Origin of the sequence: Pedobacter sp. HMWF019, assembly GCF_003061025.1 — a bacterium.
In the GTDB taxonomy this organism is placed as follows: Bacteria; Bacteroidota; Bacteroidia; order Sphingobacteriales; family Sphingobacteriaceae; genus Pedobacter.
Genome location: NZ_QAIL01000264.1, coordinates 1,265 through 26,286, shown reverse-complemented (window position 1 = coordinate 26,286; position 25,022 = coordinate 1,265). Strand labels below are relative to the sequence as shown.

The 25,022-nt window shown below is 40.1% G+C and carries 23 protein-coding genes, 1 tRNA gene and 1 other RNA gene; 12 read left to right on the top strand and 13 right to left on the bottom strand.

Annotated features, from left to right (window positions below; all coding sequences use genetic code 11):
* Positions 1-190: 190 nt before the first annotated feature.
* Entirely contained in the window at positions 191-709 is a 519-nt protein-coding gene (locus DBR11_RS15450; protein ID WP_108553556.1) for a hypothetical protein, read from the bottom strand.
* A gap of 168 nt (positions 710-877) precedes the next feature.
* On the opposite strand from DBR11_RS15450, the gene gatB reads away from it, so the two are divergent.
* From gatB to DBR11_RS15425, 5 genes are all read left to right on the top strand, one after another.
* The gene (gene gatB, locus DBR11_RS15445; protein ID WP_108553555.1) at positions 878-2,341 is read left to right on the top strand and encodes an Asp-tRNA(Asn)/Glu-tRNA(Gln) amidotransferase subunit GatB; all 1,464 of its coding nucleotides are present in this window, start codon (positions 878-880) and stop codon (positions 2,339-2,341) included.
* A gap of 15 nt (positions 2,342-2,356) precedes the next feature.
* Entirely contained in the window at positions 2,357-3,466 is a 1,110-nt protein-coding gene (locus DBR11_RS15440; RefSeq protein ID WP_108553554.1) for a TlpA disulfide reductase family protein, read from the top strand.
* A gap of 105 nt (positions 3,467-3,571) precedes the next feature.
* A complete protein-coding gene (locus tag DBR11_RS15435; RefSeq protein WP_108553553.1) occupies positions 3,572-4,261 on the top strand; it encodes a response regulator transcription factor in 690 nt (229 codons plus the stop codon).
* Positions 4,262-4,289: 28 nt separating this feature from the next.
* Complete coding sequence (locus DBR11_RS15430; protein WP_108553552.1) at positions 4,290-5,012, top strand: RluA family pseudouridine synthase; 723 nt, start codon at positions 4,290-4,292, stop codon at positions 5,010-5,012.
* Positions 5,013-5,022: 10 nt separating this feature from the next.
* Positions 5,023-6,810, top strand: a complete 1,788-nt coding sequence (locus DBR11_RS15425) for a chloride channel protein (RefSeq protein ID WP_108553551.1) — start codon at positions 5,023-5,025, stop codon at positions 6,808-6,810.
* 55 nt (positions 6,811-6,865) lie between these two features.
* Here the strand turns inward: DBR11_RS15425 and DBR11_RS15420 are convergent, their stop codons facing one another.
* From DBR11_RS15420 to DBR11_RS15405, 4 genes are all read right to left on the bottom strand, one after another.
* Positions 6,866-8,269 carry a sigma-54 dependent transcriptional regulator gene (locus tag DBR11_RS15420; protein WP_108553550.1) on the bottom strand — a complete coding sequence of 468 codons (1,404 nt, stop codon included), beginning with the start codon at positions 8,267-8,269 and terminating at the stop codon, positions 6,866-6,868.
* Between the two features lie 71 nt (positions 8,270-8,340).
* Positions 8,341-8,713, bottom strand: an RNA gene (gene rnpB / locus DBR11_RS15415) — RNase P RNA component class A.
* 41 nt (positions 8,714-8,754) lie between these two features.
* Complete coding sequence (locus DBR11_RS15410) at positions 8,755-9,201, bottom strand: DUF1572 family protein (RefSeq protein WP_108553549.1); 447 nt, start codon at positions 9,199-9,201, stop codon at positions 8,755-8,757.
* A gap of 166 nt (positions 9,202-9,367) precedes the next feature.
* Positions 9,368-9,449, bottom strand: a tRNA-Leu gene (locus tag DBR11_RS15405).
* Between the two features lie 102 nt (positions 9,450-9,551).
* On the opposite strand from DBR11_RS15405, the gene DBR11_RS15400 reads away from it, so the two are divergent.
* Positions 9,552-10,226, top strand: coding sequence for a CFI-box-CTERM domain-containing protein (locus DBR11_RS15400; protein ID WP_108553548.1), 675 nt, complete (start codon positions 9,552-9,554; stop codon positions 10,224-10,226).
* A gap of 71 nt (positions 10,227-10,297) precedes the next feature.
* Positions 10,298-11,437: an aminotransferase class I/II-fold pyridoxal phosphate-dependent enzyme gene (locus DBR11_RS15395; protein ID WP_108553547.1), complete on the top strand. Its 1,140-nt coding sequence runs from the start codon at positions 10,298-10,300 to the stop codon at positions 11,435-11,437.
* A gap of 5 nt (positions 11,438-11,442) precedes the next feature.
* Here the strand turns inward: DBR11_RS15395 and DBR11_RS15390 are convergent, their stop codons facing one another.
* Positions 11,443-12,792 (bottom strand): murein hydrolase activator EnvC, encoded by a 1,350-nt coding sequence (locus tag DBR11_RS15390; RefSeq protein WP_108553546.1) that lies wholly within the window; start codon positions 12,790-12,792, stop codon positions 11,443-11,445.
* A gap of 64 nt (positions 12,793-12,856) precedes the next feature.
* A complete protein-coding gene (locus DBR11_RS15385) occupies positions 12,857-13,342 on the bottom strand; it encodes an Lrp/AsnC family transcriptional regulator (RefSeq protein WP_108553545.1) in 486 nt (161 codons plus the stop codon).
* Positions 13,343-13,471: 129 nt separating this feature from the next.
* Here DBR11_RS15385 and DBR11_RS15380 point away from each other — a divergent pair, with 129 nt between their 5' ends.
* The gene (locus tag DBR11_RS15380; RefSeq protein ID WP_108553544.1) at positions 13,472-14,842 is read left to right on the top strand and encodes an MFS transporter; all 1,371 of its coding nucleotides are present in this window, start codon (positions 13,472-13,474) and stop codon (positions 14,840-14,842) included.
* 12 nt (positions 14,843-14,854) lie between these two features.
* On the opposite strand, the gene DBR11_RS15375 is transcribed toward DBR11_RS15380, so the two are convergent.
* Positions 14,855-15,280 carry a cytochrome c gene (locus DBR11_RS15375; RefSeq protein WP_108553543.1) on the bottom strand — a complete coding sequence of 142 codons (426 nt, stop codon included), beginning with the start codon at positions 15,278-15,280 and terminating at the stop codon, positions 14,855-14,857.
* A gap of 2 nt (positions 15,281-15,282) precedes the next feature.
* The gene (locus DBR11_RS15370; protein ID WP_108553542.1) at positions 15,283-15,936 is read right to left on the bottom strand and encodes an SCO family protein; all 654 of its coding nucleotides are present in this window, start codon (positions 15,934-15,936) and stop codon (positions 15,283-15,285) included.
* A gap of 99 nt (positions 15,937-16,035) precedes the next feature.
* On the opposite strand from DBR11_RS15370, the gene DBR11_RS15365 reads away from it, so the two are divergent.
* A complete protein-coding gene (locus tag DBR11_RS15365) occupies positions 16,036-17,037 on the top strand; it encodes a beta-ketoacyl-ACP synthase III (RefSeq protein ID WP_108553541.1) in 1,002 nt (333 codons plus the stop codon).
* Positions 17,038-17,157: 120 nt separating this feature from the next.
* Positions 17,158-17,586, top strand: a complete 429-nt coding sequence (locus DBR11_RS15360; protein ID WP_108553540.1) for an SRPBCC domain-containing protein — start codon at positions 17,158-17,160, stop codon at positions 17,584-17,586.
* A 63-nt stretch (positions 17,587-17,649) separates the two neighbouring features.
* Here DBR11_RS15360 and DBR11_RS15355 read toward each other — a convergent pair whose 3' ends face one another.
* The 3 genes from DBR11_RS15355 to DBR11_RS15345 form a co-directional block, all read right to left on the bottom strand.
* A complete protein-coding gene (locus DBR11_RS15355; RefSeq protein WP_108553539.1) occupies positions 17,650-18,111 on the bottom strand; it encodes a DUF4268 domain-containing protein in 462 nt (153 codons plus the stop codon).
* Between the two features lie 51 nt (positions 18,112-18,162).
* Positions 18,163-20,625: an outer membrane beta-barrel protein gene (locus tag DBR11_RS15350; protein WP_158275298.1), complete on the bottom strand. Its 2,463-nt coding sequence runs from the start codon at positions 20,623-20,625 to the stop codon at positions 18,163-18,165.
* 311 nt (positions 20,626-20,936) lie between these two features.
* Positions 20,937-22,850, bottom strand: a complete 1,914-nt coding sequence (locus DBR11_RS15345; protein WP_108553537.1) for an ATP-dependent RecD-like DNA helicase — start codon at positions 22,848-22,850, stop codon at positions 20,937-20,939.
* A gap of 197 nt (positions 22,851-23,047) precedes the next feature.
* Here DBR11_RS15345 and DBR11_RS15340 point away from each other — a divergent pair, with 197 nt between their 5' ends.
* Positions 23,048-23,413 (top strand): hypothetical protein, encoded by a 366-nt coding sequence (locus DBR11_RS15340; protein ID WP_108553536.1) that lies wholly within the window; start codon positions 23,048-23,050, stop codon positions 23,411-23,413.
* 112 nt (positions 23,414-23,525) lie between these two features.
* A complete protein-coding gene (locus DBR11_RS15335; RefSeq protein ID WP_108553535.1) occupies positions 23,526-24,062 on the top strand; it encodes a ferritin in 537 nt (178 codons plus the stop codon).
* 226 nt (positions 24,063-24,288) lie between these two features.
* Here the strand turns inward: DBR11_RS15335 and DBR11_RS15330 are convergent.
* Positions 24,289-25,022, bottom strand: a 734-nt coding sequence (locus DBR11_RS15330; protein ID WP_255564075.1) for an Atu1372/SO_1960 family protein, incomplete at its 5' end; no start/stop codon positions are given.

Genomic DNA, 25,022 nt, shown 5'->3' with positions numbered 1-25,022 from the left:
GATCAACCTAAACCAAACAAACTGCAACTATAACGAAGGATATTGCTTAAATGTTTTATCTTTTTTTAAAATTTTTTAAATAATTTATTAATTATCTGATTTACAGAATATTATTTTTTCGATTTGTTGTTTGATTTTTATTCTTTAGCGAAGACATTAAAAAAAAGGCATCCATTTGGATGCCTTTTTTTTAATGTCTTCCGTGACCTCGTCCGTTTCCATGGTCATTATCATGACCTCGTCCGTGGCCGTTATCATGGTCTCTTCCCCAATTGTTGTCGCGACCTCTTCCGCGCCCATTATCCCAATGCCTGTTGTCACGTCCATAATCTCTGTATACTACCCGTTGAGGTCTGTTGTATACATAAGTAGTACTGGCATAACGGGTTCTGTAAACATTGTGTTGTAAATAAGGACGATCGCCATTAATTACCACTTTACGTCCTCCATAAAGATCATAGTTTCTGTATCTTGATGGTAAACTGCGGGCATGGATCCACCTGTTTCCGCTTAAATAAATGAATTGTCTGGTGGGTACATAGTAATAAGATTGTACCTCAGGTAAATAATAATAATCTACATGGTTATAACCTCTTGGTCCCCATGCAGGTTGAGAGCCTATGTTAATACTAACGCTAACCTGTGCTTTAGCAGGTGTTACAGCAATTGCGGCGAAACCGATCAATGCAAATACAACTAATTTTTTCATAGCCTTATTTTATTTGTGTGTGTATAGGCTTTGATTCAAAGTCTGTGCCAAGGTTTAATCCCAAATCTCCATCTTATGTAACTATTTGATAGGAATCCTCTCGTACGACTATTTTGGTTATATTTGCAATGGAGACAAATAAATTTTGTTACATATATAACCCCTTAAATGAGTACCACTAAGGCAGCCGAAACTTCAGAATTTGAACTGGTATCAGGTTTAGAGATCCATGTACAGTTAAATACCAATACTAAAATATTTTCATCAGATAGTGCTTCCTTTGGCGCAAAACCTAATGAGCACATTTCTCCGGTGTCACTTGCTTTACCCGGAGCATTGCCAAAACTGAATAGAGAGGTGGTGGCTAAAGCGGTAAGAATGGGACTGGCATTGAATTGCACGATTAATCAAACCAACTTTTTTGATCGTAAGAACTATTTTTATGCCGATCTGCCTAAGGGGTATCAGATTACACAGGATAATAAACCCATTTGTCAAAATGGTTACCTCGATATTGTTCTTGGGAATGGCGAGACCAAACGCATTGGGATCAATCGTATCCATCTGGAAGAAGACGCAGGTAAAAGTTTACACGATCAGAATGCCTCTTATTCTTTTGTAGACCTAAACAGAGCAGGGGTGCCTTTAATAGAAATTGTTACAGAACCAGATATCAGAAGTTCAGAAGAGGCATCTGCTTTACTTACGGAAATGAGAAAGCTTGTACGGCACCTTAATGTAAGTGATGGTAATATGGAGGAGGGAAGTCTTCGTTGTGACGCCAATATCTCTATCCGTAAAGTTGGTGCTCGGGCTTTTGGTACGCGTTGCGAAGTTAAAAATTTAAATTCTATCAGAAATGTCAGGCGTGCAATGGACCATGAATTTGGTCGCCAGAGTCTAATTGTAAGCTCCGGAGGAGAAATCATTCAAAGCACCTTGAACTTTGACGCGGAGAAAGGAACAACCTCACCCATGCGGAGTAAAGAAGAAGCAAATGATTACCGCTACTTTCCAGACCCTGATCTGGCACCGATAGTCATTTCTGATGAATGGTTAAAACAATTAAAAGAAGAGATGCCAGCCCTGCCTGCAGAAATTTCCAAAAAACTGGCCCATGATTTTGGGATCAGTAATTCGGAAGCAACTATTCTGGCAGAAGACGCTGGTCTGTTGAGTTTCTTAAATTTTGCGGTAACCAAAGTAAATCATAAAAAAAGCCTGATCAACTGGTTAGTAGGCCCTGTAAGGGCCTTGTTGAGTGACCGTGAAATTCAGATTAGTGACTATAGCATAAGCCCGGCTCAACTGGCAGAGGTTATAAACCTCTGTGACGATAAAAAAATCACACAGCAGGTCGCGTTGCAACAATTGTTGCCTGAATTGGAAAAAAGAGAAGGCTCAGACGCTACCGCTTTGGCCAGAGAATTGAATTTGCTGATTGAAGACAATCAAGACGAGTTAAATATCTTTGTAGATCAGGTGCTTCAAAAATATGAACCTCAGGTAAAAGCCTATAAAAATGGAAAAAAAGGCGTTCTTGGCTTGTTTGTTGGAGAAGTTTTAAAACTGGCGAAGGGGAAAGCAGACCCGCAAAAGGTAAATGCCCTGGTTCAAGAGAAATTAAGTTAATATATAGAAAATATAATGATGAAGAAATTAGGATACGTTTTAGTGGCAGGATTAGCCTTCAGCGCTTGTAAAGACAGCAGTAAATTTGTTATTAACGGAAAATTTGCCAATGCCGCACCTCAGGGTAAAGTTTATCTTTTTGCTTTAGATAAAGCCAATCCGGTAGCTTTGGACTCCACTGTGTTGTCTGATAAAGGAGAATTCAAGTTTAACCATGCTGCGCCAGACGTTAATTTTTTTAAAGTTTCCTCGGGGCATAATGAATATATGATTATTGCAAAAAACGGTGATGATATTAAACTTGATGCAGATCTTAACGATAAGACTATGCATTATAAAGTTTCTGGTGCCGAAGAGGCTGATAAACTGGAAACGTTAAACGCGATCAAAAACAAATACATGTCAAAAATCAATGCGATTCAGCAAAGGTTTGATGATCAGGTAACAAAGCAGCCGGAGAAAAGAGAGGCTATTATGGAAAGCCTAAGACCGGAATATACCCAGGAAATTGAAGGTTTGAACAAAGAAATCTTAAAATTCGCTCAGGAAAACACCAAATCACTTGCTGGTTTTTATGCTATTAATTTGCTTAATCCTGCAGATTTCGAGAAAGAGATGGTGGCTTATGCAGATCAGATCAAAGGTAATTTTGGTACTAATCCTGCTGTCACTGAGTTTGTAGCCAGGATGTCAAAACTTAAAGCGCTCCAGGTCGGACAACCTGCACCGTCATTCACGATGACCAGTATCGATGGAAAACAGGTAAGTCTTTCAGATTTTAAAGGTAAATATGTACTGCTTGATTTTTGGGCCTCCTGGTGCCAGCCTTGCAGACAGGAGAATCCTAATGTGGTTAAAGTCTACAATAAATTCAAAGACAAAAATTTTACAGTTTTCGGTGTTTCACTGGATAAAGATGCTGCTGCGTGGAAACAAGCTGTTGCGGCAGATCATCTAACCTGGACACATGGAAGTGAGCTTAAAGACTTTGAAGGCCCTACAGTAAGGCTTTATCAGATCGAAGCGATCCCAAGTTCCTTTATCATTGATCCTCAGGGTAAAATCGTTGCTAAGAACCTTAGAGGTGAGCAGCTGGAAGATTTTTTAAATAAAACCTTACTTTAATCCTAAATTCATGTTAATATAGCTTGTCCTGTTAACAATTTGTTAACCTGCTTTTAACTTAATACTGCATTTGATTACCTATTTTCGTAACAAATAATTAAAGATATGAGCACTGCCAAACAAAAAATACTTATAGTCGATGATGAACCGGATATTCTTGAATTAGTAGAATACAATCTAAAGAAAGAAGGTTATCAGGTTTTTGTAGCAAGCAATGGACAAGATGGGATCGCCGTAGCAAGAAAAGTACATCCTGATCTGATTATCCTGGATATCATGATGCCTAAAATGGATGGAATCGAAGCATGCAGGTTAATGCGTGCAATCCCTGAGTTTAAAAATACCTTTATGGTTTTTCTAACGGCCAGAAGTGAGGAATACTCTGAAATTGCAGGATTCAACGTTGGTGCGGATGATTATATAGCTAAGCCGATAAAACCAAGGGCTCTGGTGAGTAGAATCAATGCCATTCTGAGAAGAAACGTAAGTAATGATGAAATTTCAGAAAATAAGGTAGAAATCGGAGACCTGGTTATCGACAGAGAAGCCTATCTGGTTTACCAGGGTGGACAAAAAGTGGTTTTGGCGAAGAAAGAATTTGAACTTCTCTATCTTTTGGCCTCCAAACCAGGTAAAGTATATACCAGAGAATCTATTCTTAAAAATATATGGGAAGACTCTGTGGTCGTAACTAATCGTACTATTGATGTGCACATCCGCAAATTAAGAGAAAAACTTGGAGAGAATTATGTGTCTACCGTTAAGGGAGTAGGTTATAAATTCGAACTTTCTTAGTACTTTTGTAGCTAAGAACACTATATCCTTGAAATATCCCTCTTTTAAAGACTTAATCCTATTTGAAAACGATGATTACATCGTTGTAAATAAACCTCCCTTTGTTGCTTCATTAGACGAAAGGGGAGGTTCCGGCGAGGTGAATATCCTACGCCTCGCTAAACAATATTCCTCAGACGCACAGGTCTGTCACCGCCTGGATAAAGAAACCAGCGGTGCTATTGTTATTGCCAAGCATCCCGATGCTTACCGGCATGTTTCTATGCAGTTTGAACGGCGTAAAGTAAACAAAGTTTATCACGCTGTAGTAGATGGACAATTTGTTTTTAATGACCTTTTTGTGGACTTGCCGATTCTGAACGACGGGAACAAAAATGTAACCATTGACAGACAAGAGGGAAAGCGGGCTGAAACCTATTTCAATTCCATAAAATATTATAAACACTATACCCTGGTAGAGTGTAAACCAGTAACAGGCAGAATGCACCAGATCAGGATACACCTGGCCACACAGCGTGCTTCTATCTGTGGAGATATTATGTACAGAGGTAAGCCTGTGTACCTCTCTAACCTCAAAAAAGGATACCGTATCGCAAAGGATGACGAAGAACAGCCCATTATGAAGCGCTTTGCCCTACATGCGAAACATCTGGTCTTTAAAGGTATGGATGACCAGGATATCGTAATAGAAGCTCCATATCCAAAAGATTTTGCAACGCTGATTAAACTATTGGATAAATTTGACAGTTAAATAAAACAACATGTATGTAAGATTGGTGAACTATATTGATGCCCTTAATCAATATCGTAGGACTAAAATCTCAAACAGAAACTTCCTCGTTATTGCTGCACTGATTGTGGGAATCCTCGCAGGTCTTGCAGCAGCGGCCTTAAAATCCATTACCCATCATATAGAAGATTTTCTGCAGAGCGGTTTTCACTGGCATTACAAGTACTATTTGTACATCTTTTTTCCGCTGATTGGTATCTTGCTTTCAGTAATGTACGTAAGGAGGTTTATTCGGAAAGGAAAGTTTGAGACAGGCTTAACCCCGTTGCTGTTTACCATTTCAAAGAAATCCAGTAAAGTTGAACCTCATAATATTTATTCGCAGATCATTACCGCTGCCCTAACGGTCGGTTTTGGTGGCTCTACCGGTTTGGAAGCCCCTATTGTGACCAGTGGGGCAGGAATAGGCTCCGTTATAGGACGTTTTCTTGGCTTATCCTACCGGGAAACAACCATGCTACTGGCTTGTGGTGCCGCAGCAGGTATTGCAGGTGCATTTAATAGCCCTATTGCAGGAATTGTATTTGCCATAGAGATTCTTTTACCTGAGTTTACCATTCCGGCATTTATACCCTTATTACTGGCATCCGCTACAGCTGCAGTGGTTTCGCGTTTGTTTTATACGGAGCAACTTTTCTATCTGGTTACCGAGGGTTGGGTGATGCAGGCATTACCTTTTTATGTGTTGCTTGCAGTTTGTATAGGTTTCTTTTCTATTTACTTTGTTAAAGTAAATTATCTTGTTAAATCTTATTTCTATAAGCTTCAGCATCCCTATAAAAAAGTAGTTATTGGTGGTCTTATGTTGGGTGCATTGGTTTTTCTTTTTCCAACTTTATATGGGGAAGGCTATGTAACCATTAAAAATTTGTTGAGTGGTAATTACACGGCTGTGATCAGTAACAGTATATTTTCAGAATATGCAACTCTACCGGTAGCCATTATTCTGTTTACCCTAATTACTGTATTTGCCAAATCATTTGGAACCCTGATTACGCTGGGTGCGGGAGGAAATGGGGGGATCTTTGCGCCAAGTTTGATCATGGGCGGATTAATTGGATTTCTCGTTGCTTTTACGGCCAATACATTGGGGATTGCTCATTTAAACGTAGCTAATTTTATTGTTGCAGGGATGGCAGCATCTTTAAGCGCAATTATGCATGCACCGTTGACCGGCATTTTTCTTATCGCCGAAATTACAGGAGGTTATATCTTAATGGTGCCTTTAATGATAACCTCTGCAATCTCCTACTTCATCAGCAGGAGTGCAAATAAATATTCGATATATACCAAACCCTTGGCAGAAAGCGGCGCCCTATTATCACATGAAGATAAAGATACAACCGTACTGAACATGATGAAGCTGAAATACCTGATTGAAAAGGATTACCTGGTATTGAAGCAATCAGATTTACTGTCCGAAAAGATGGGAGAGATTCTGCAGGCTAAACGCAACTTATTTCCAGTGGTAGATGCTGATGAAATATTTATTGGATTGATTTATATGGAGGATATACTGAAAATTACTATTAAACCAGGCGAGGAAGAGCTATCCGTGAGTGAACTTATGCATCCCGCCCCGGAGATAGTGGTAAGTAATGATGCTTTAAAAACCGTACTCACCAAAATGGAAACTCAAAATGCCTGGTTATTACCAGTGGTAGATGAGCAGGGCAGGTATGTTGGATTTGTATCTAAGACCTCTATTTTTAATAAATACAGGGCACTACTAAGTCGGCAAGCCGACTACATGGAGTAATCAAAAAAAAGTCCCCTGATCATCTCAGGGGACTTTTTTTTGATATGTATTCGGATTATTCTGTAACTCTTTTCAGTCCAAATTTTTCAATCTTACTGTAAAGATGACTTCTTTGTATATCGATGTCATCTGCAGTTTTAGATACGTTCCAGTTGTTTTTTTCCAGCTTGAATTTAATGAATTCACGCTCTGCATGGTCTTTATAATCCTGGAAATTATTGAATTTTTCGTAATCCGGAGTCCCATTGGAAGAGACCACTGCAGGATGTAAACTGTGTGCCGCTCCGATATTGGTGCCACCACCAGGATTGGCAAAAGCTGTAACATCATGACCAGTGATCACTTTATCACTCAGGATAATCAATCGTTCGATCATGTTGTGGAGTTCACGAACATTTCCTGACCATGGCAGTCTTTGTAGTGCCACCATGCCTTCATCACTGATCGTTTTTACCGGCATGCCATAGTCCCTGCAGATTTCCTCTAAAAAGTTTTGGGCAATAACCGGAATATCTTCAATACGCTCCGTTAAATGAGGTACATGAATATTAATGACATTTAAGCGGTGGTATAAGTCCATACGGAAATTACCATCTTCAATTTCTTTTAACAGGTCCTTATTTGTAGCGGCCAATACCCGAACATTTACTTCCTGTTCCTTTTCACCACCTACGCGGGTGATTTTATGTTCCTGAAGCGCCCGAAGTACTTTGGCTTGGGCAGATAAACTCATGTCTCCAATTTCATCCAGGAACAATGTCCCTCCGTTAGCCAGTTCGAATTTTCCGATACGTTGTTTAACTGCAGAAGTAAAGGAACCTTTTTCATGGCCAAACAGTTCACTCTCTATCAATTCTGAAGGGATTGCCGCGCAATTGACTTCTATTAAAGGACTGTCTGCTCTCTGTGACTTTTCATGCAGCCAACGCGCAACCAGTTCTTTTCCACTTCCATTGGCACCAGTAATCAATACACGGGCTTCCGTAGGGGCTACACGTTCAATAGTTTCCTTAATTTTATTGATGGATTCAGAGCTGCCCAGAATGTCGCGGGTTTTACTGGCCTTTCTTTTTAATACTTTGGTCTCGGTTACCAATGTTCCCCTGTCCAGAGCGTTTCTAACAGTGATTAGTAATCTGTTCAGATCCGGTGGTTTGGAAATGAAATCAAAAGCGCCTTTTTTACTTGCCTCAATGGCTGTTTCTACTGTGCCATGACCAGATATCATTATAAATGGAAGATCAGGGCTATAGGCTAATGCCTGCTCCAAGACTTCCATTCCGTCCATTCTATTCATTTTGATATCGCACAATACGAGATCAAATTTCTTTTTTTTGATGAGTTCTAGACCGTCAACGCCGTTATCAATATCTTCCACGTCATAATTCTCATATTCCAGAATTTCACGTAAAGTACTTCTGATCGCCCGCTCATCATCGATTATTAATAATTTCGCCATAGGTATACAAAATATTCTTTATTACTGAGTACGAATATATTTACTTTTATCATTAAACAAGGATAAAAGTAAAAAAATGCAAGCCTGTAAGCCGGGTTCTGTCATCCATTTTATTGGAAGTTCTATCATTAATCCAGTATAAATGTTGCCATTTATCTCTAACGACCTACCCACTAACATCGGACGAGCAGCCCTACATGCGTTAGCCTATTTGGTCTTTCAACTCCCGGGGTTTACCAACTCTCCGGTCGCCCGGAAAATTCGTGAGCTCTTACCTCACGATTTCAACCTTACCTGTGCCTAAGCCATCGGCGGTGTATTTTCTGCGGCACTTTCCATAATTCAGGCATTCAATCCTGAACCTCTTCCCGTTAGGAAGCGAGATGCTCTGCGTTGCCCGGACTTTCCTCTCCGATAAATCGCAGCGATAGAACGGCTTGCATTTGCGGCAAAGATACAAAAAGATTAGCTTAATAAAAGCCCAGTTAAACGTCTAATAAACGTCGATGGTAATTGATCTGACCCAGGTGATAAGAAAGGTGCATGGCCAGGTGGATCAACATGTACTCTACAGATTCCCGCTCCGGACGTGCCAGGACCGGATAAATTTTTTGTAAATCTTCTTCTTTCAGCTGGTTCAGTGTTTCGTTAACAGTTATGGTGACCAGGTCAATTTGACGGATCAGTTCTATCCGGGGCACATTCTTCAATGAAAACTCCAAATCCCTGTCTCTAACGTACCCGGTATGTCCGAGTTCTTTTCCAATATAGGTGTTGAGGTTACCAGCCAGATGCAGACAAAGATTTCCAGCCGAATTCAGTATGTTTTTTTCGATGAGCCATAAGTTGTGCTCATTCTGATAGGATTCTATTTCAAGTTTAAGTTTATTTAAATCGCGTGAATAAAGTGCTTTTAAAGATGCTAATGACATAAGGTATAATTAAGGCATAAATATAACCAATCCTATTTTACTTCGCACATCTTCGGAATTTCATTTAATGCAAAATATCTAAATGGGAAACCCGTGTCTTTTTGAACTGGAAAGTTGAGCTTTATAAAAAGAAAAAGCCTTAAATATTTTAAGGCTTTTTCTTTTGTGCGGAAGAAGGGACTCGAACCCCCACGCCGTGAAGCGCCAGATCCTAAGTCTGGTGCGGCTACCAATTACGCCACTTCCGCATCGTTAGGGCCGCAAAGATAGAAATAGTTTTTAAATAGACACATTTTTTATGAAAAAGATCTCAATTTAAATTGTGGTACTCTGTTTGAGGACTTGATGGTATGATCATTATCTCCAAAGACCAGGAAGCACAAATACTGTTGTTACTGCAGCGCAACAGGAAAGTTGAAGCGATTAAGTTCGTCATGGACGCCACCAAATGCGGCTTGAAGGAAGCAAAAGACTTTATTGATCACTTTAAGGAAACCGGAATTGCTTCAATTGATGGAAGCGAAAGATCCTTTCGTGAAAATTTGGATGCAGAATTAACCTCCCTGCTGCTTAATGGAAAGAAAATAGATGCGGTCAAATTGTATAAAGACCATACCGGTGCAGGACTTAAAGACAGTGTAGAGTATGTAAATAGTTTGCAGGAAGGAGAGGTGACTCCGGTTTCAAAATCTCCGTTGAACAACAGAGATACACAGATAGAACAAATTATAAAAGCTCAGCAGGAACAAAAACCGAAAACAGGATGCTTTATCGCTACAGTTTGTTACGGAAATTATGATGCTGCTGAAGTCATGGTTTTGCGGCGTTACAGAGATGAAAAATTAATGCCCTTTTTAGCAGGAAGACTCTTTGTAAGGTTTTATTATTTTATATCACCTGCTTTGGCAAAACAGCTTGAAAAGTCTGAACGCAGTAAAAGGTGGATAAAATTAAATATTTTAACTCCCGTTGTTGTATATATTGGAACAAAAATTACAAAAAATAAAGTAATAACTGATGAATAAATTAATTTTTGTAATTAATTTACTGTTTTAAATATCTAATGGATAAATAAATTAAATTATAGATTTGCAGTATGGAAAATCAACCTGCTGGAAAAAAGATTGGCCACCTCACCAGAGATGGTGCAAATGTTAAATTTTATCCCTTACCTCCAGAGTTTTTTATAGACAATAGCGATGCACCCCAGATCGGAATGCCAGGAGAGGAAGTTCTTTATGCTTCAGAAGAGCAATCTTTGATTGATGCGTGTTTTAAGGTCTTGTGCAGCCCTGGCGACATTGTCGTTTATACCAGTCCGGATTGGTATATAGATAACAATCCGCTCCGAATGGAGGCTTTGGCCAGGAAATTAGAAACAGAAGAAGACGATCATTTTCTTCCGGTGCCTGATAAGTTGCGGCCATTATTAAAAGACGCAGCACTGCTTTGTTTGTGTTCGCCAGCCAATCCCGTTGGTGCGGTAATAAAGGAAGAACAGCTACAGGAAATTATTGCTATGATCCTGGATGAAAATAAAAGAAGGAAAACAGACGAAAAGAAGATCTATCTTTTCTTTGATGTCATGTATGCCAGAATGTTGTTCAGAAATGACGTATTGATTTCCTATTCTATTTTCGGTCCAATTAAGGAATATACAATTTATGCTGAGGCCATGTGCCGTCCTTTTTCCTCGACAGGGCCTTTAAATATCGTCTGGTGTCGCGGTCCGGAGAAGATTTTGCAAAAAATGGAAATTGTCTTATCGGAAATGGGGACGCTCCTGGCAAATCCGACAGACCAGCAATACGCCAGTCAGTATATTCGAAATATTAAGAAATACAATTCCAGTACCTATAAATTCCAACAGTCGCTTATTGAAGCGATGACCCTTTTTCATGTAGGCATTTATGGAATGAAATTCAACGGTTATCCCGTACAAACGCTAGGCCCCAGTTTTTGTGGCGGTCTGTTCTTGCCGCTAAAAATTGATGTTATAGGGAAAAGCACACCTTGTGATCAATTTCTGAAAACCGCAGAAGATATTAGTGGACATCTGCAGGAAAAGACAGGTATTGAATTGCTTCCTTTCTCCCGGTTTGGCTGCGCAAGTACATTGCCCTGGTTCAGCTTAAATATTGGAAAATATAATCCGGATGAAATTCCTTCTATGGTTAAATCTCTGCAGTCTGCCCTTGAATTTGCGAAAGGTTTTGGCCTTTACAGTGGAATTTAAAGAATCTATCTGGAAATCCAGCCGCCTGGATTTTGAGGAACAGATCCCTTGTAAATCTGAAACTGTAATTCAGGAGAACCTCCGGATGGCATTGTGCCAATAGCTTGTTTAGTTGATACGGTCTCACCAGGAGAAACAGACACAGAATGCAGGTTTTGATACACAGTGAAATATTCTCCGTGTTTAATCAAAACGAAATAACTACCCAAGGCTGTTCTAACAGTGGTTACTTTTCCTTCAAACACAGCTCTAACAGTTGCGCCAGGTGCAGTTGTAATGGTAACTCCGCTGTTGTCATAGTTGGCTTGTCCTTGTTTGTGACGTCCAAATCCTTCGGTAATGGAACCTGATGCCACTGGCCAGGGCAAAGAGCCACGGTTGTTCTGGAAAGCGGAAGATAACTTGGCCGCTTCTGGTGTTGCTGTTAAATAATTAGAAGAAGCTTTCACAGGCTCTTCTTCTGGTTCTGGTTCTTTTACCTTTGGTGCAACAGGTACGGGTTTATTTTCTGCCCTGGCTTTAGCTTGTGCCCTTGCTAATGCAGCAGCTTCTGCTTTGGCTTTAGCTAGCGCTGCCGCTCTTGCTCTGGCAGCTTCCAGTCTTGCCTTCTCCAAGGCTTTTCTTTTCGCAATTTCAATTTCTCTTCGGATAGCAGCCTGGATGCTCCTATCAATTTGAGCTCTTTGTTTCATTCTTGAATCCAGATCCTGCTTATATTGTTTCTCCTGCTTGGCGAGTTTATTGAGTGCGGCAGCTTGCTCTTCTTTGTTCTTGCCTAACTTATTCTGTTCGCTTTCCTGTTCTTGCAATAAGCTGCTTTTTTCTTTCAGGCTTTTGTCAAGGATAACAATTTTATAGTTGAGATTCTTTTCTTTGCCCTGGATAAAGTCGGCCTGCTTTTTACGGTAACGACTAAACTCCTGAAGGTATTTGATCCGTTTATACGCCTGGTGAAAATCTTTGGAAGCAAAGATAAACATCATTTTACTGTAGGCATTTTTGTTCTTCTGTGCAAATCTGATCATCGCAGCGTACTGCAATTTTAGCTGCGCCAGCTGATCTTTGAGAGAGTGAACTATAGTGGTGTTTTCGTGAATCTGACTGTCCAGGTTTTTCATTTCCGAGTTGATCACATCAATTTTGCTTTGCATTAAACTGATTTTAGTGTTTAATGCATTGATTTGACTCAGTGTAAGTTTTTTACCCTTAACTGTAGTGTTTAAACTCCTTTGTAGTAGATCGATTTCTTTCTGTATCGCTTGTTTTTTCTTTTTTAGTTCTGAACTGCTTTGTGCAAAGGTCTGACCCGTAAATGCTACCAGAAATAACAACAAAAATAACCTGTATAACTTCATCGCCTCAAAGCTATGAATTTTTGTTTGCTGAATTTGAGTTGAGCAGTAAAAAACTTTAATGCATTTACAGCAATCTATGTGTTTGCTTCAGGCTAGCCATTACAAAAATACTTTTGGTCTGCGCAATCCCCGGAACTTCTCCCAAACGGTTTACACAAAAGTAATGGTAACTCTCCATGCTTTCTACAACAATCTTGATCATAAAATCAAAATCCCCTGATATATTATAACATTCAACTACTTCCTCGAACTGAAGAACAGCATGGAGAAATTCTCCAGCGGCCTTTCTGTTGTGCTGTACCAGAGAAATCTGGCAGATGACCATAATACCTTTATTTATTTTTTGGTGATCTAATATGGCAGCGTATTGCTTAATTACGCCTGTTTTTTCCAAACGTTTAATTCTTTCATGTGTGGGCGTAGGGCTCAAATGTACTTTGCCGGCAATTTCACGGATGGTTTGTTTTGCATCTTCCTGGAGCAATTTTAGAATCTCATAATCCTTTTGATCCAGGCTAACCGGAAGTTCTTGTTCTGCGGATGTATCCATTGTTACGCTTGATTTGTGTATTTGTTCTGCAAAATTACCTATATAATGTGTTTTGTTCTAAATAAATAAGAGTTTTTTTCAATTGTGTCCTATGTTATACCTTTGTTCAGGATTTTATTCCTTATTTGTATGACTCGAAGAAAAAACATCATTCTTATTATAGCTTCTATAGGTATTTTTGTGGAGGCTCTGGATATTGCCATTATCAATTTGGCTGTACCCTCTATCCAGACCCACTATGGATTAAGCAGTGATAAGGTGCAATGGCTTCAAACCTTATATGTGTTGCTATACGGAGGCTTTCTGATCATAGGGGGAAAGCTTTCGGATGTGATTGGACGTAAAACCATCTTTATTGCAGGAGCAGCTTTATTTCTACTAACTTCCTTAGGTGCCGGATTTTCTCCTTCGTTTGAATTACTGGCCTTTTTTCGTGCCATTCAGGGGATGGCCGCTGCTTTAATTATGCCAGCTGCACTTTCAATTGTTACCCACACATTTACCGAAACCCGGGAGCGCAGTAAGGCAATAGCCATTTTCAGTTCATTTGCCGCCATTGGTTCTGGCAGTGGTTTATCTTTAGGCGGTTTGATTGCCACCTACTGGGGCTGGCAATGGGTCTTCTTTATTAATGTGCCTGTATTGATGCTGGTTTTAATATTTGCCTGGTTTGCCCTTGATTCTGATCCGAAGAAGGACACTAAAGAACGTCCAGACATCATTTCAGGCCTTTTGCTAGTAATCTGCCTTCTAATGCTGAGTTATGGCGTACATGAAATTGGGCATATTCGGGAAAACTATGGGAGATTACTCGCGCTGTTCACAGGAGTTGGACTTGGAATCTATTTACTCAAACAAAGGCTTTCAGAACACCCGGCACCACTGGTAGATCTTAAGCTTTTAGCCTTGCCACCCATCATTACCGGCATAGGTGCTTTTTTGTTGCTTGGTGCCTTTTTTACGGGCTTCTTATTTCTTTTGTCACTTATGATGCAAAAAGACATGAGTTTCAGTGCTGCAAAAGCAGGCTTATTATTGGTGCCTTTCAGTATCCTCTCTGCTGCGGTTGCCAAATTTATACTGCCCGGCTTAATGAAGAAATTCGATGTTAAACAAACAGGTATTCTGGGGATGGCCCTGATGGTTGCAGGTGGTTTTTTACTTATCTGTTCGATGATGTCTGACCACTACTTGCCTTTAATTTTACTCTCGGTTGCCTGTGTGACTGGATTGGGTATGACTATCTGTTTTACCAGCTTCTCCGTGATTTCAGTGCATGGAATACCCTCCGAACATTATGGACTCGCATCTAGCATCGCTTCTACGGCTTATTTCCTGGGAGGTGGACTGGGCTTATCACTGCTTTCACTTTTTATACAAAGCAGCCCGGGAACCAATGCCGTAACGATGGGGCCGGCAATGGTGTTGTGTCTTTATGCCTGCGTAGGGCTGGTGTGGATGTTAATGAAACAACCTTTAGCCCAAAAGCAGGCAGTCTAGATCAGTTTTTATTTATTTCTTGCAATCCGCCAGGTCTTTTGCAACCTGTTCTGTTTTATACATGCCTTGCTTGTTGCCGGCAGAATTGGTAATATATACGATCAACTGGGCGATATCAATATCTGCAAGGTTTTCAAAATCAGGCATTTTATCGTCGAAGTTTTTACCACCTACAGCAATTGGCCCGCGTAACCCATGTTTTATGATACAAGCCAGATTGCTTTTGTTGTTTTTCAGGTAAAGTGTATCTGTTAAAGGTGGTGTCAATGCACCCAATCCCTCGCCTTTGGAACCATGGCAATTCTGACAGTGTTTAATATATAAATCCCGGCCATTGGTATAATACATGTCCTGTTCAACCTGGCCTGCGGTTTGGCAGGAATAGACGATCATGGAAATGGAGAGGATAAAGAAGGCAGCAATAAGATGTTTTCGCATGATTACTTTTTATATTCAGCTAAAAGAACGGGAATATCTTTGGTGAGTTTAGCAATTGCCTCTGGGTTTGTGCCATCATAAGCCCCGCGGATTCGTTTTTCTTTATCGATAAGAACAAGCCAGCCCTGGTGTACATAACCGTCCTTGTCATTTTTATCTTCCATTACTGCAACCAGATAGTTCTTTTCTGCAATTCCATATACTTCCTCCTTCGGTCCATAAACAAATTGCCACTGATCACCGTATACACCTAGCTTCTGCGCATATTTTTTAAGCACTGAAGGTTTGTCATATTTAAAATCTATGGTATGAGAAAGAAAGCCTATTTCTTTATTGTCTTTATATTGATCAAAGATTGTTTTCAAATTCCGGTGCATAATAGGACAGATGCTGGAGCAGGAGGTGAAAAAGAAATCTGCAATATATATTTTGTCTTTAAATTTATCGTTGGTAATGTAGACACTATCCTGATTTAAAAATTTAAAAGCCGGAATGATTTGATACACAGAATCTACCCGGGTGGCACCATCTTCGTTTTTAACCGTTTCAGTAGTCCGTTCGCCATAAATTGGCAGCTTTTTATTGTTTTTACAGGAGAAAATCAGAAGAAGAACAGAACAAAAAAAGATGGAGAGCGGCTGAGTTGTATATTTCATATTGTTATTGACTTGTCACAAAGGTACATTTCAAAAAAAATAAAGTGTAACGTAGCTGTAAATATTTGTTAGTTTTGCGCACCGAATTGAAATTGATTAATGAGAACTAGATATAATGCTGCTATAACAGCTTTAGGTGGATATGTACCTGAGAATGTTTTGACCAACCACGACCTGGAAAAAATGGTTGATACAAATGATGAATGGATTGTGGCCCGGACGGGCATTAAAGAAAGAAGAATTGTAAATGACGCTCATATTGCAACATCTGATCTTGCCGTAAAAGCAGTAGAACGCTTATTGAGTGACGCTAAGTTGAGTCCGGAGGCTATAGAATGTGTTATTGTGGCTACTTCTACACCAGATTATATTATGGTGTCTACAGCTAGTGTGGTTTGTGAGAAAGCGGGATTGGTGAATGCATGGGGGGTAGATTCCAACGCCGCTTGCAGCGGTTTCCTGTATGCACTGACGCTGGGTGCCAGTTTAATTGAAGGTGGCCGCTATAAAAATGTAATTGTGATTGGGGCAGATAAAAACAGTGCAATCATTAATTACGAAGACAGAAATACCTGTATTCTTTTCGGCGACGGAGCAGGAGCAGTGTTGCTAGAACAAACTACTGAACATACTGGTGTTATAGATAATGTTTTCAGAACTGATGGAAGTGGAAAAGAACAACTAATTGTTAAAGCTGGTGGATCTATGAACCCATCATCTATAGAAACAGTAACCAATAAACTGAATTATATCACTCAAAATGGCCGGGTGGTCTTTAAAGCCGCTATTGAGGGGATGACTCAAACCTGTAACGAAGTTTTTGAAAGGAATGACCTGAAGTCATCCGATGTAAACTGGCTGGTGCCACATCAGGCCAATCTAAGAATCATTCAGGCTGTAGGTGAGAAACTGGACATTTCAACAGATCACGTAAAAGTAAATATAGACCGTTACGGAAATACCACTGCAGCAACTATACCTTTATGTCTGTGGGATTATAAAAATGATTTCAAAGAAGGAGATAAAATGATCTTAACAGCATTCGGTGCGGGTTTCTCCTGGGGAGCCACTTATCTGATCTGGAGCAAGCTCCGCGGATAAGCAATCTGTCAATCCTTATATAACCGTCCTTTTTCAGGGGCGGTTTTTTTATGGCCTGTTTTTTGGAATTAAAACATTACTTTATCACAGCCAGAAAACAATAACCTAAAATAAAAATGTATGAAAACAGAAGCGTTAATTTTGGAGCGTACCTATCATGCGCCGATCAATAAAGTTTGGAAAGCCATTACCAACAGGGATCAAATGGAACAATGGTATTTTAATCTGAAAGAATTTAAACCTGAAGTAGGCTTTGAATTTCAGTTTGAAGCCGGAGATAAGGGCGAAATGTTCCTGCATCGATGTGTCGTTACAGCTGTTGAAGAGGGGCGAAAAATTGCTTATACCTGGAGTTATCCTGAATTGTCTGATGGAATTTCGGAGGTGACTTTTGAACTTTTTGAAGAAGGCGACCATACCCGTCTGAAATTGATCCATACCGGTCTGGAGAGCTTCCCTCAGGATCATCCTTCTTTCGCAAGAACAAGTTTCAATGCTGGATGGACACATATTTTAGGCATATCTCTCAAAGACTTTGTCGAAAAATAAAAAATAACATATGTGGGCGTAATTCTATTATGTACCCACAGACTTTTCTCCATGTTGAGCTATTTATCTGAACAGTTCAAAACCGTATTGTGCATCAGTCCAGAAAGCATCTAATGCCATCATACGAGGTTTGAAGAATGAAATTAGTGTAGGCCAGTCCTCCTGTTTGAAGATACTTACGCCTTCAATAGATGTAGAAATCCGGCTAACCGTTTTATAATGTTCGTCCTGTTGGTGTAAATTCCATCCCCATTGCTCTCCTAAAGAAGCCTGTAAAATATTTCTATAGGAGATAAACTGTTCCATCATGAGCTGCTGTATGCCAGCATCCGGATGTGACATTTCTATAAAAATGCAGGCAGCGTGTTTGTCTGCCTGCATTTTAAAATGAAGGTGTTTAATGCCTGTTTTATAATTGATCCAGTTGATTTTTAAACCTTCAGCAGAACTTTCCAGGGCCATAAACTGACCGAAAGCCGTCCAAAAAGCCTGTTTTAATGCGCTGGCCTGATCTTTAGAGTACAAGTGTTTCTGTGTTTTAGATGCAAAACACAAAGCTAAAGATTTAAGGTGATTTTATCCGCCCGATTTTACACGACGACTTTCTGATTCAGAACCACCAGAACGCTCGCGTGCACCTTTGATGCTGCTGCTACCAAAACGATAGGTACAGGTGATGCGAAATACCCGGCTTTCCCATCTTTCGTTGACTACATAGTTTTGTGAAGGCAACGCACTGGTGATCTGGCTTTTTTGAAGTTTAAAGATGTCGTTTGCTGCCAGTTTAAAGCTCAGTTTCTTATCCATAAAAGATTTGCTTAAACCTAAGTCTACACCATACTGTGCCGCAATCAAGAGGGTGCCATAGACTTGTTTCGACTGATAATAGCCTGACCATTCTATATTGGTGCTTGGACTGATGATGAACGTTTGATTCGTATTCAGGTTTAAGGCAGTTTTTCCACTCTGGTAAGGTTGTCCAGCCAGGTTAGGTGTTTTAAATTTGTTGTAATATACCGTCAGGTTGTTATTGGTATTCCACCATTTGGTGATCTCTACAGGATAACTGACGTTCATATTGTAGGAATCCTGTGTGGCCAGGTTTTGTGTGGAAATGAAAATGGTTTTTTTTGCAGTATCGGTTAAGAGCACCTCAGACATGACATCGCTGGTGTGACTGTAACCAAACGATACATTGAGTGTTTTTTTGTAGGAATAAGAAACTTCAAATGCATTGGTATACTGAGGTTTTAAGAAAGGGTTTCCGTAACGGTAAGAGTAGAGGTCCAGGTAGGAGACAAATGGATTGAGGTTACTGTAATCCGGGCGGTCGATCCTTCTGCTGTATGAAAAACCTATTTCATGGTCTTTTGACAATTCCTGGTTCACAAAAAGACTTGGAAAAAGATCAAAATAATGGCGGTTTACTACTTTTTGATCGGTAACCGAGTTTCCTTTGGAATTGGTTTGCTCTGCTCTTAGACCCAGTTGTACAGTCGTGGTTTTGAATTTCTTTTTAAGGTTGGCATAGGCCGCATTGATATTTTCATCGTACAGAAACTGATTGCTGCGTGTGGCATCATTAGCCCAGGTATTATTGATGAAATTTTCAAAAAGAAAACTATTGTCTGTTTTTACAAAGCTTGATTTTGCACCCAGGTCCAGTTTTGTATCCTTATTTATGGGATAGGTATAGTCGATTTTGCCAGAGTAAATTTTAACTTTTGTAGGTGTAGTATTCCTGAAAATATAAGGTGCCTTTGATGGTTGCCAGGCTGCATTACGATAGACGTTATTGAAATCATTTTTTTCCATTCCATTGTACTGGGCAATATCGGCATCCACACTGATCTCTTGTCCGAGCGTATCCAGGGTACCTTTATAATTTAAGTTGTAGGCCATCCCCGTATATTTGAAAGTGCTAGGATTATCGGCCACCACAGAAGAATCTGTAACCGAAGGTTGCGCGCCAATCAAGGTCAGTACTTTTGCGGATGAATTTCCATTGCTGTTATAGCCATTGAAAGCGAAACCCAGTGTGTTGTTGTCGTTGATGAAATAGTCTATCCCTCCCTTGTAATTGCTGCTGTTGCGCGACGATATCGTGTTCCCAGTCTGATTGAAATAGGTTTTATCTGTTGCTGTGTTGTTTACACGCATGATGTCTGTACCGTGATATCTCTTACCTCGGCTATAATCAAAGTTGCCGTAGATGTTGAATTTTTTCTCCCTGTGATTGAGGGTCAGTCCACTGTTTACTTTATAGTAATTTCCCATGCCAACTCCTCCAAAAACAGATCCATTGGTGCCGAAATTGCGATTTTTCTTTAATTTGATGTTGATAATTCCTGAATTTCCTGCAGCATCATATTTAGCGGAAGGATTGGTGATCAGTTCTATAGATTGTATGGCGTTACCTTCTGTAGATCTCAACATATTGGCCAGCTGTTCCTGGGATAAGTAAGTAGGTTTCCAATCGAGCATCACAGTAACCCCTTGCTTTCCTCTTAAGCTAATCTTACCATCTTTATCAACCGTTACACCTGGCGATTTCTGCAGGATGTCAAGGGCATTATTACCTGCAGCAAGGGCACTGTTTTCAATGTTCAAAACGGTTTTGTCTACTTGACGTTCTATCAGTGGCTTTTGCTTTACAATTTCAACACCTTTTAAAAGTTTGGCATCGGGAAGGAGTTGTACACTGCCAGTGCTGTGAGATTTCTTTTCTGCACTAATTATGAATGGCCCTTTAAATGTTTTCTTATAACCAACAACGTATATGCCAATCAGGTAATTGCCATTTTTAATGTCTTTAAACAGGTAGTTGCCATTGTCCTGGCTAAGGGTACCTTTTACTGCGGTAGAGTCTTTTGCATTTAAAAGGCTCACTGTAGCATAGGGGAATGCTTTTTGGCTTTCGTCCAGTACTTTACCGGATATTTCTCCTGTTTCTGTGCTGGTCTGGGCGCGGAGCTGAGCAGTGGATAATGCGGTGATACATAAGATCAGCAGAAGTATGGAATATTTTTTAGGTTTCATAGGTGCATATTTTTTCCACATACGCTTCTCAGCATATTCATTGAATATGAAAAATGATATTGTGGAGATAATGATTGTTTATAAGATGCAGGTAAGGGGAGAAAGGTTACAATAAAAATGAATTTTTTATGGTGCGGATAAAAAAGGGGGGAGTCCGGACAGGGGAGGAGACAGGGGGCAAGCTCTAGTATATCTGCTTGAGGTCTGAGTGGGGTCTTGTTGGGAAAAAGGTGCCCTTCTCCCAACAAGACCCTACTCAGATATGCGTGAGATGCGATTCAGTCGAATAGGAGTTACTGGTTGGTGACCTTTTAGAACAATTGTAACGTGATGGCCTGTTGTGGCCCTGACGGGCTATCTGGTTTTTTAGGGCTTTTGGCTTTTTGACGGCTGATCCAGTCTAGGTATTGTGCTGGTGTTAATGGGTCTTTTAGCAGATTTGAAGACATTTGCATCAGAGAAAGAATGTTCTCGATGATTTGTCTTTGTTTTTGAAGAACACTCTGGATATGCTGCTGGACTTTGTTTTTTGGTTTGATCCGGATTTGTTTTACAATCGGGTTCAGCAGCAATACGGTAAGCTCTTTTGAAAAATAAGTAATGGCAGATTCAATGCGGTTTTGAATCGCAGCCTGATCGTTGAAGCCTGTTTTTGCATGGATTTGTTTCACCTGTGTCTGAAAACGATCGGCAAGGGCTGTGAGGTCTGTCAATGCCTTGTTGAGCTGACTGACTAGGGATTTGAATTCTGCATCATTGGCCTTAACGATCTCCGGATTGGAATAGATGCTGTCCAGGCTATTGGAAATTTGGATAAATGAAAAATGATCCAGTACTTGTTGAAGTATATACTTTTCCTGTTCAGTAACCAGGATATTGCTGAGCTCTTCTTCTTTTGCAGGTTTCATGTAGTTCAAGACCTCTGGATTGGATCTTAAACTTTCTGTGGTGATCTTCGATTTCAGGATCAGGCCCTGAAGAGTTCTCACACGGCTTAAGGCCACATATACCTGCCCGGCAACAAAAGATTTTCCAGCATCAATAATGGCGCTGTCGAAAGTTAAGCCCTGACTTTTGTGTATCGTTACTGCCCAGGCCAGTTTGATGGGGTATTGGGAGAATTCACCTACTTGTTGCTGTACAATGGCTTCTTCGGTATCCGTTTTGTATTCAAAAGACTGCCAGGACGATTTTTCCAGTAACAGATCCTCTTCCTGTGGAAAAGAGATAATGATCTCTCCATCGACAATGGATTTTACCTTTCCAATCTTGCCGTTATAGAACTTTCGGTTGTCGCCGGTATCGTTCTTAATGAACATGATCTGTGCACCTTCCTTTAATTTTAAACTCTGTTCGGCCTGAAGATTCAGGTCACGGAATTCCCCGCTGATCTCGCCCTCAAAAACATATTCCGCACCCTGCAATTCGTCCAACTTTTCTTTGTTGATGGTGTTGGCTTCTGCGTTGTGTGAAGTAATGATGATAGGGTTAAGTTCGTTAGAAGCGCTAAAAGATGGCTCATATCTTTGGTTTAGTATACGGAGATCATTTTCGTTGATCCTGTTGTTTCTGATGTCATTGAGGATATTGATAAACTCAGGTTCCGTTTGACGGAATACATTGGTGAGCTCAATTTGCAGCAGCGGATTTCTTCTGATCACTAGGGCCTCGAAAAAATAAGGGGAGGCATAAGCCCGGGTTAAAAAGGCCCAATCGTCCCTCTTGGTTACCGGAGGGAGCTGGTATAAGTCGCCGATCAATAGCACTTGTACACCTCCAAATGGCAGGTTGTTTTTTCTGACGGTTCTGAGAATGGCATCAATGACGTCAAGTAAATCACAGCGTACCATAGATACCTCATCAACGACCAGTAATTCCAGCTCGTTAAAAAGCTTGGCTTTTTCCCGGGTGTAACTCAGGTCAGAAACCATAGAGCTGATTGAGAGTATGCCTGACTGCAGGTTTTCCAGACTAATATCGCCGGGAAAAAATGAACCTGGGGGCAGTTGAAAGAAGGAATTGATGGTTACGCCTTTGGCATTCATGGCGGCCACTCCGGTTGGAGCAACAATTACGATCTTTTTAGTGCTGGTTTCTTTAATTTTTCTCAACAAAGTGGTCTTTCCTGTTCCGGCTTTTCCGGTAAGAAAGATATTCTGATTGGTGGTGTCGATAAAAGAAAGGACTTTGTCGAAGATGTCATTGGTGGAACCGGTCGTACTCATACTGCAAATTTAGAGGAATTTTCTTTTCCGGGAGTAAATGTTGGATTTAAGAATCAGAATCATTGTCTTAACCAAAAGGATTAGGATGGTTAATTAAATTCATTTTTGAATGAAACTTTATTATTTAGAATTATTATAGCTATTAATTTGGATTAATTCTATATAATACTTTCCTTTGCATCATATTTAAACAAATAATGCAAAACACAACTCTGGAAGTCTCTACTCATTTAGCCGAAGTTTATAGCACAGTTAAAGGTGCTGTTTATCAGTCTGACAGCGAAAAATGCTGGTATGTTGACTTTGCAGGAAAGATGGCCAAATTTGACTACAGAAATATTCTTAAATTGAAAAAAGCAATCTATGCGATTGATATTGAAGAAATTTTACTGAACAGTTCGAAAACGGCTGATGTGGAGATTGTATTTATTTGTGCTTGTGAGCATTGCTACGTACTGACCCTGCTGGAGATCATTTCTTTTAAAGAATTGCTTGAAGGTACCTTTGTTATGTTAAGCCTGAACCAGATTCTGCATGATCGTTTATACAGAATAGCAGCTTAATTCCTGGCTTAACTGGTTTTAGACTCTTTCCATATTGTTCTCCGATGCTCTAATTTATATTTATAGCACTATTTTTGATTTATAATTTATTGAAAAATTAAATCAAGAGGCCATGAAAGATATCATTCGAGTAAAAAGTTTAATCTCTGCAGATGTAGAGACATTGTTAAACCAGCAGATCAAGAAAGAAGCGCAGTCTTCGTCCGCTTATCTTTCTATGGCATCATGGTGTGACAGAAATGGTTTTGACAATTCTGCTGAATACTTTTTTAAACAGGCAGAAGAAGAAAGACAGCATCAGTTGAAATTTTACAGATATGTGTTGGATATGGGAGGAACTGCTTTGTCTCCTGAAGTGACCAATGTGAAGATAGAATACAACTCTTTCCGGGAAATTTTTGAAGAAGCCCTGGATCAGGAAATTAGCGTAACACAGTCTATTAAAAATATAGCAGCACGTTGTCACAAAGAGCAGGACTACGTAACAGTGGAATTCTTAAACTGGTTCTTTAAAGAGCAAAGAGAAGAAGAATATAAAGCCAGAAGGGCCCTGGAATTGTTTGATCTGATTGGTGAAGAAGGAACAGGAAGATGGGAGATTGATAAACACGTGGGTAAAATCCACTACGGTAACGAAGCCGGAGAATAATATACCAGTTTAATTCTGGTGAAATATAAAGCCTGTCAGCGCCAAAAATGCTGACAGGTTCATTTGTAAAATAGAACCAGATTAAAGTGGGAAAGAAAGATAAAGAGCACAAAAAGCATTCTAAGAAAGATAAAAAGAAAAAGAAGGAATGCTGTGAGAAATACAAAAAGGGCAAAAGATGTGACAATTGCCCCTTTGGATAGGTTTAGAATGTTCTGTTTTCTACTTATTCCAATTCAAAAACAGCCTGAATTTCCACAGGAGAATTCATCGGCAGTGAAGAAGCCCCGATAGTTGCACGGGTGTGTAAACCCTTCTCCTCAAAAATACTCCCCAATAAGTCGGATGCTTCATTCATGAGTATAGCATGTCTAGTATAACCGGCAGAGGTATAGAAATATCCTGTCAGTTGTACCGCTTGTTTAACATGGTTCAGGTTACCACCTGCGGCCTCTTTTAATACTGCAAGAATATTAAGAAGCGTTTGTCTGGTGGCCATTTTTGCTTGTTCTTCTGTGACGCCTTCTTCAATCTTCCCGGCATGTTCTATTTTTCCTTCTTTTAGAGCGATTTGATTGATGAAAACCAGTTTGCCTGATACTTTGTATGGTTTGTAATTTCCAACGGGTTTAGGCGCCTCTGGAAGTGTAATTCCTAGCTTTCTTAATTGTGCTTCTATATGATCGCTTTCCGGCTGTTTAGTATTTATGCTGTTTTTTAAAAGTTGATGACCTTTGGCTGCTTTTGCTAATGCATAGCCCTGCAGCATTGCTAATTGTAGTTCTCCCGAAGAGGGGCGGGGAGATCCCGGAGCACTTGCCAGTGAGGTTGCGCCAAAGGAAGTATTGCCTTGTGGAATGCTTTTGTCAATTTCTCCACTGCCCATAATTCCCGTAGGAACCAACGTCATGCCGTGAATAGCTAAAGTATTCCAGAATGAAAGTATAGCGGCTTCCCGGC

Bases quoted from the DNA above. Each gene is read 5' to 3' on its own strand.
- DBR11_RS15450 (WP_108553556.1), bottom strand. From the start codon at position 709: ATGAAAAAATTAGTTGTATTTGCATTGATCGGTTTCGCCGCAATTGCT.
- gatB (WP_108553555.1), top strand. From the start codon at position 878: ATGAGTACCACTAAGGCAGCCGAAACTTCAGAATTTGAACTGGTATCA.
- DBR11_RS15440 (WP_108553554.1), top strand. From the start codon at position 2,357: ATGATGAAGAAATTAGGATACGTTTTAGTGGCAGGATTAGCCTTCAGC.
- DBR11_RS15435 (WP_108553553.1), top strand. From the start codon at position 3,572: ATGAGCACTGCCAAACAAAAAATACTTATAGTCGATGATGAACCGGAT.
- DBR11_RS15425 (WP_108553551.1), top strand. From the start codon at position 5,023: ATGTATGTAAGATTGGTGAACTATATTGATGCCCTTAATCAATATCGT.
- DBR11_RS15420 (WP_108553550.1), bottom strand. From the start codon at position 8,269: ATGGCGAAATTATTAATAATCGATGATGAGCGGGCGATCAGAAGTACT.
- DBR11_RS15410 (WP_108553549.1), bottom strand. From the start codon at position 9,201: ATGTCATTAGCATCTTTAAAAGCACTTTATTCACGCGATTTAAATAAA.
- DBR11_RS15400 (WP_108553548.1), top strand. From the start codon at position 9,552: ATGATCATTATCTCCAAAGACCAGGAAGCACAAATACTGTTGTTACTG.
- DBR11_RS15395 (WP_108553547.1), top strand. From the start codon at position 10,298: ATGGAAAATCAACCTGCTGGAAAAAAGATTGGCCACCTCACCAGAGAT.
- DBR11_RS15390 (WP_108553546.1), bottom strand. From the start codon at position 12,792: ATGAAGTTATACAGGTTATTTTTGTTGTTATTTCTGGTAGCATTTACG.
- DBR11_RS15385 (WP_108553545.1), bottom strand. From the start codon at position 13,342: ATGGATACATCCGCAGAACAAGAACTTCCGGTTAGCCTGGATCAAAAG.
- DBR11_RS15380 (WP_108553544.1), top strand. From the start codon at position 13,472: ATGACTCGAAGAAAAAACATCATTCTTATTATAGCTTCTATAGGTATT.
- DBR11_RS15375 (WP_108553543.1), bottom strand. From the start codon at position 15,280: ATGCGAAAACATCTTATTGCTGCCTTCTTTATCCTCTCCATTTCCATG.
- DBR11_RS15370 (WP_108553542.1), bottom strand. From the start codon at position 15,936: ATGAAATATACAACTCAGCCGCTCTCCATCTTTTTTTGTTCTGTTCTT.
- DBR11_RS15365 (WP_108553541.1), top strand. From the start codon at position 16,036: ATGAGAACTAGATATAATGCTGCTATAACAGCTTTAGGTGGATATGTA.
- DBR11_RS15360 (WP_108553540.1), top strand. From the start codon at position 17,158: ATGAAAACAGAAGCGTTAATTTTGGAGCGTACCTATCATGCGCCGATC.
- DBR11_RS15350 (WP_158275298.1), bottom strand. From the start codon at position 20,625: ATGAAACCTAAAAAATATTCCATACTTCTGCTGATCTTATGTATCACC.
- DBR11_RS15345 (WP_108553537.1), bottom strand. From the start codon at position 22,850: ATGAGTACGACCGGTTCCACCAATGACATCTTCGACAAAGTCCTTTCT.
- DBR11_RS15340 (WP_108553536.1), top strand. From the start codon at position 23,048: ATGCAAAACACAACTCTGGAAGTCTCTACTCATTTAGCCGAAGTTTAT.
- DBR11_RS15335 (WP_108553535.1), top strand. From the start codon at position 23,526: ATGAAAGATATCATTCGAGTAAAAAGTTTAATCTCTGCAGATGTAGAG.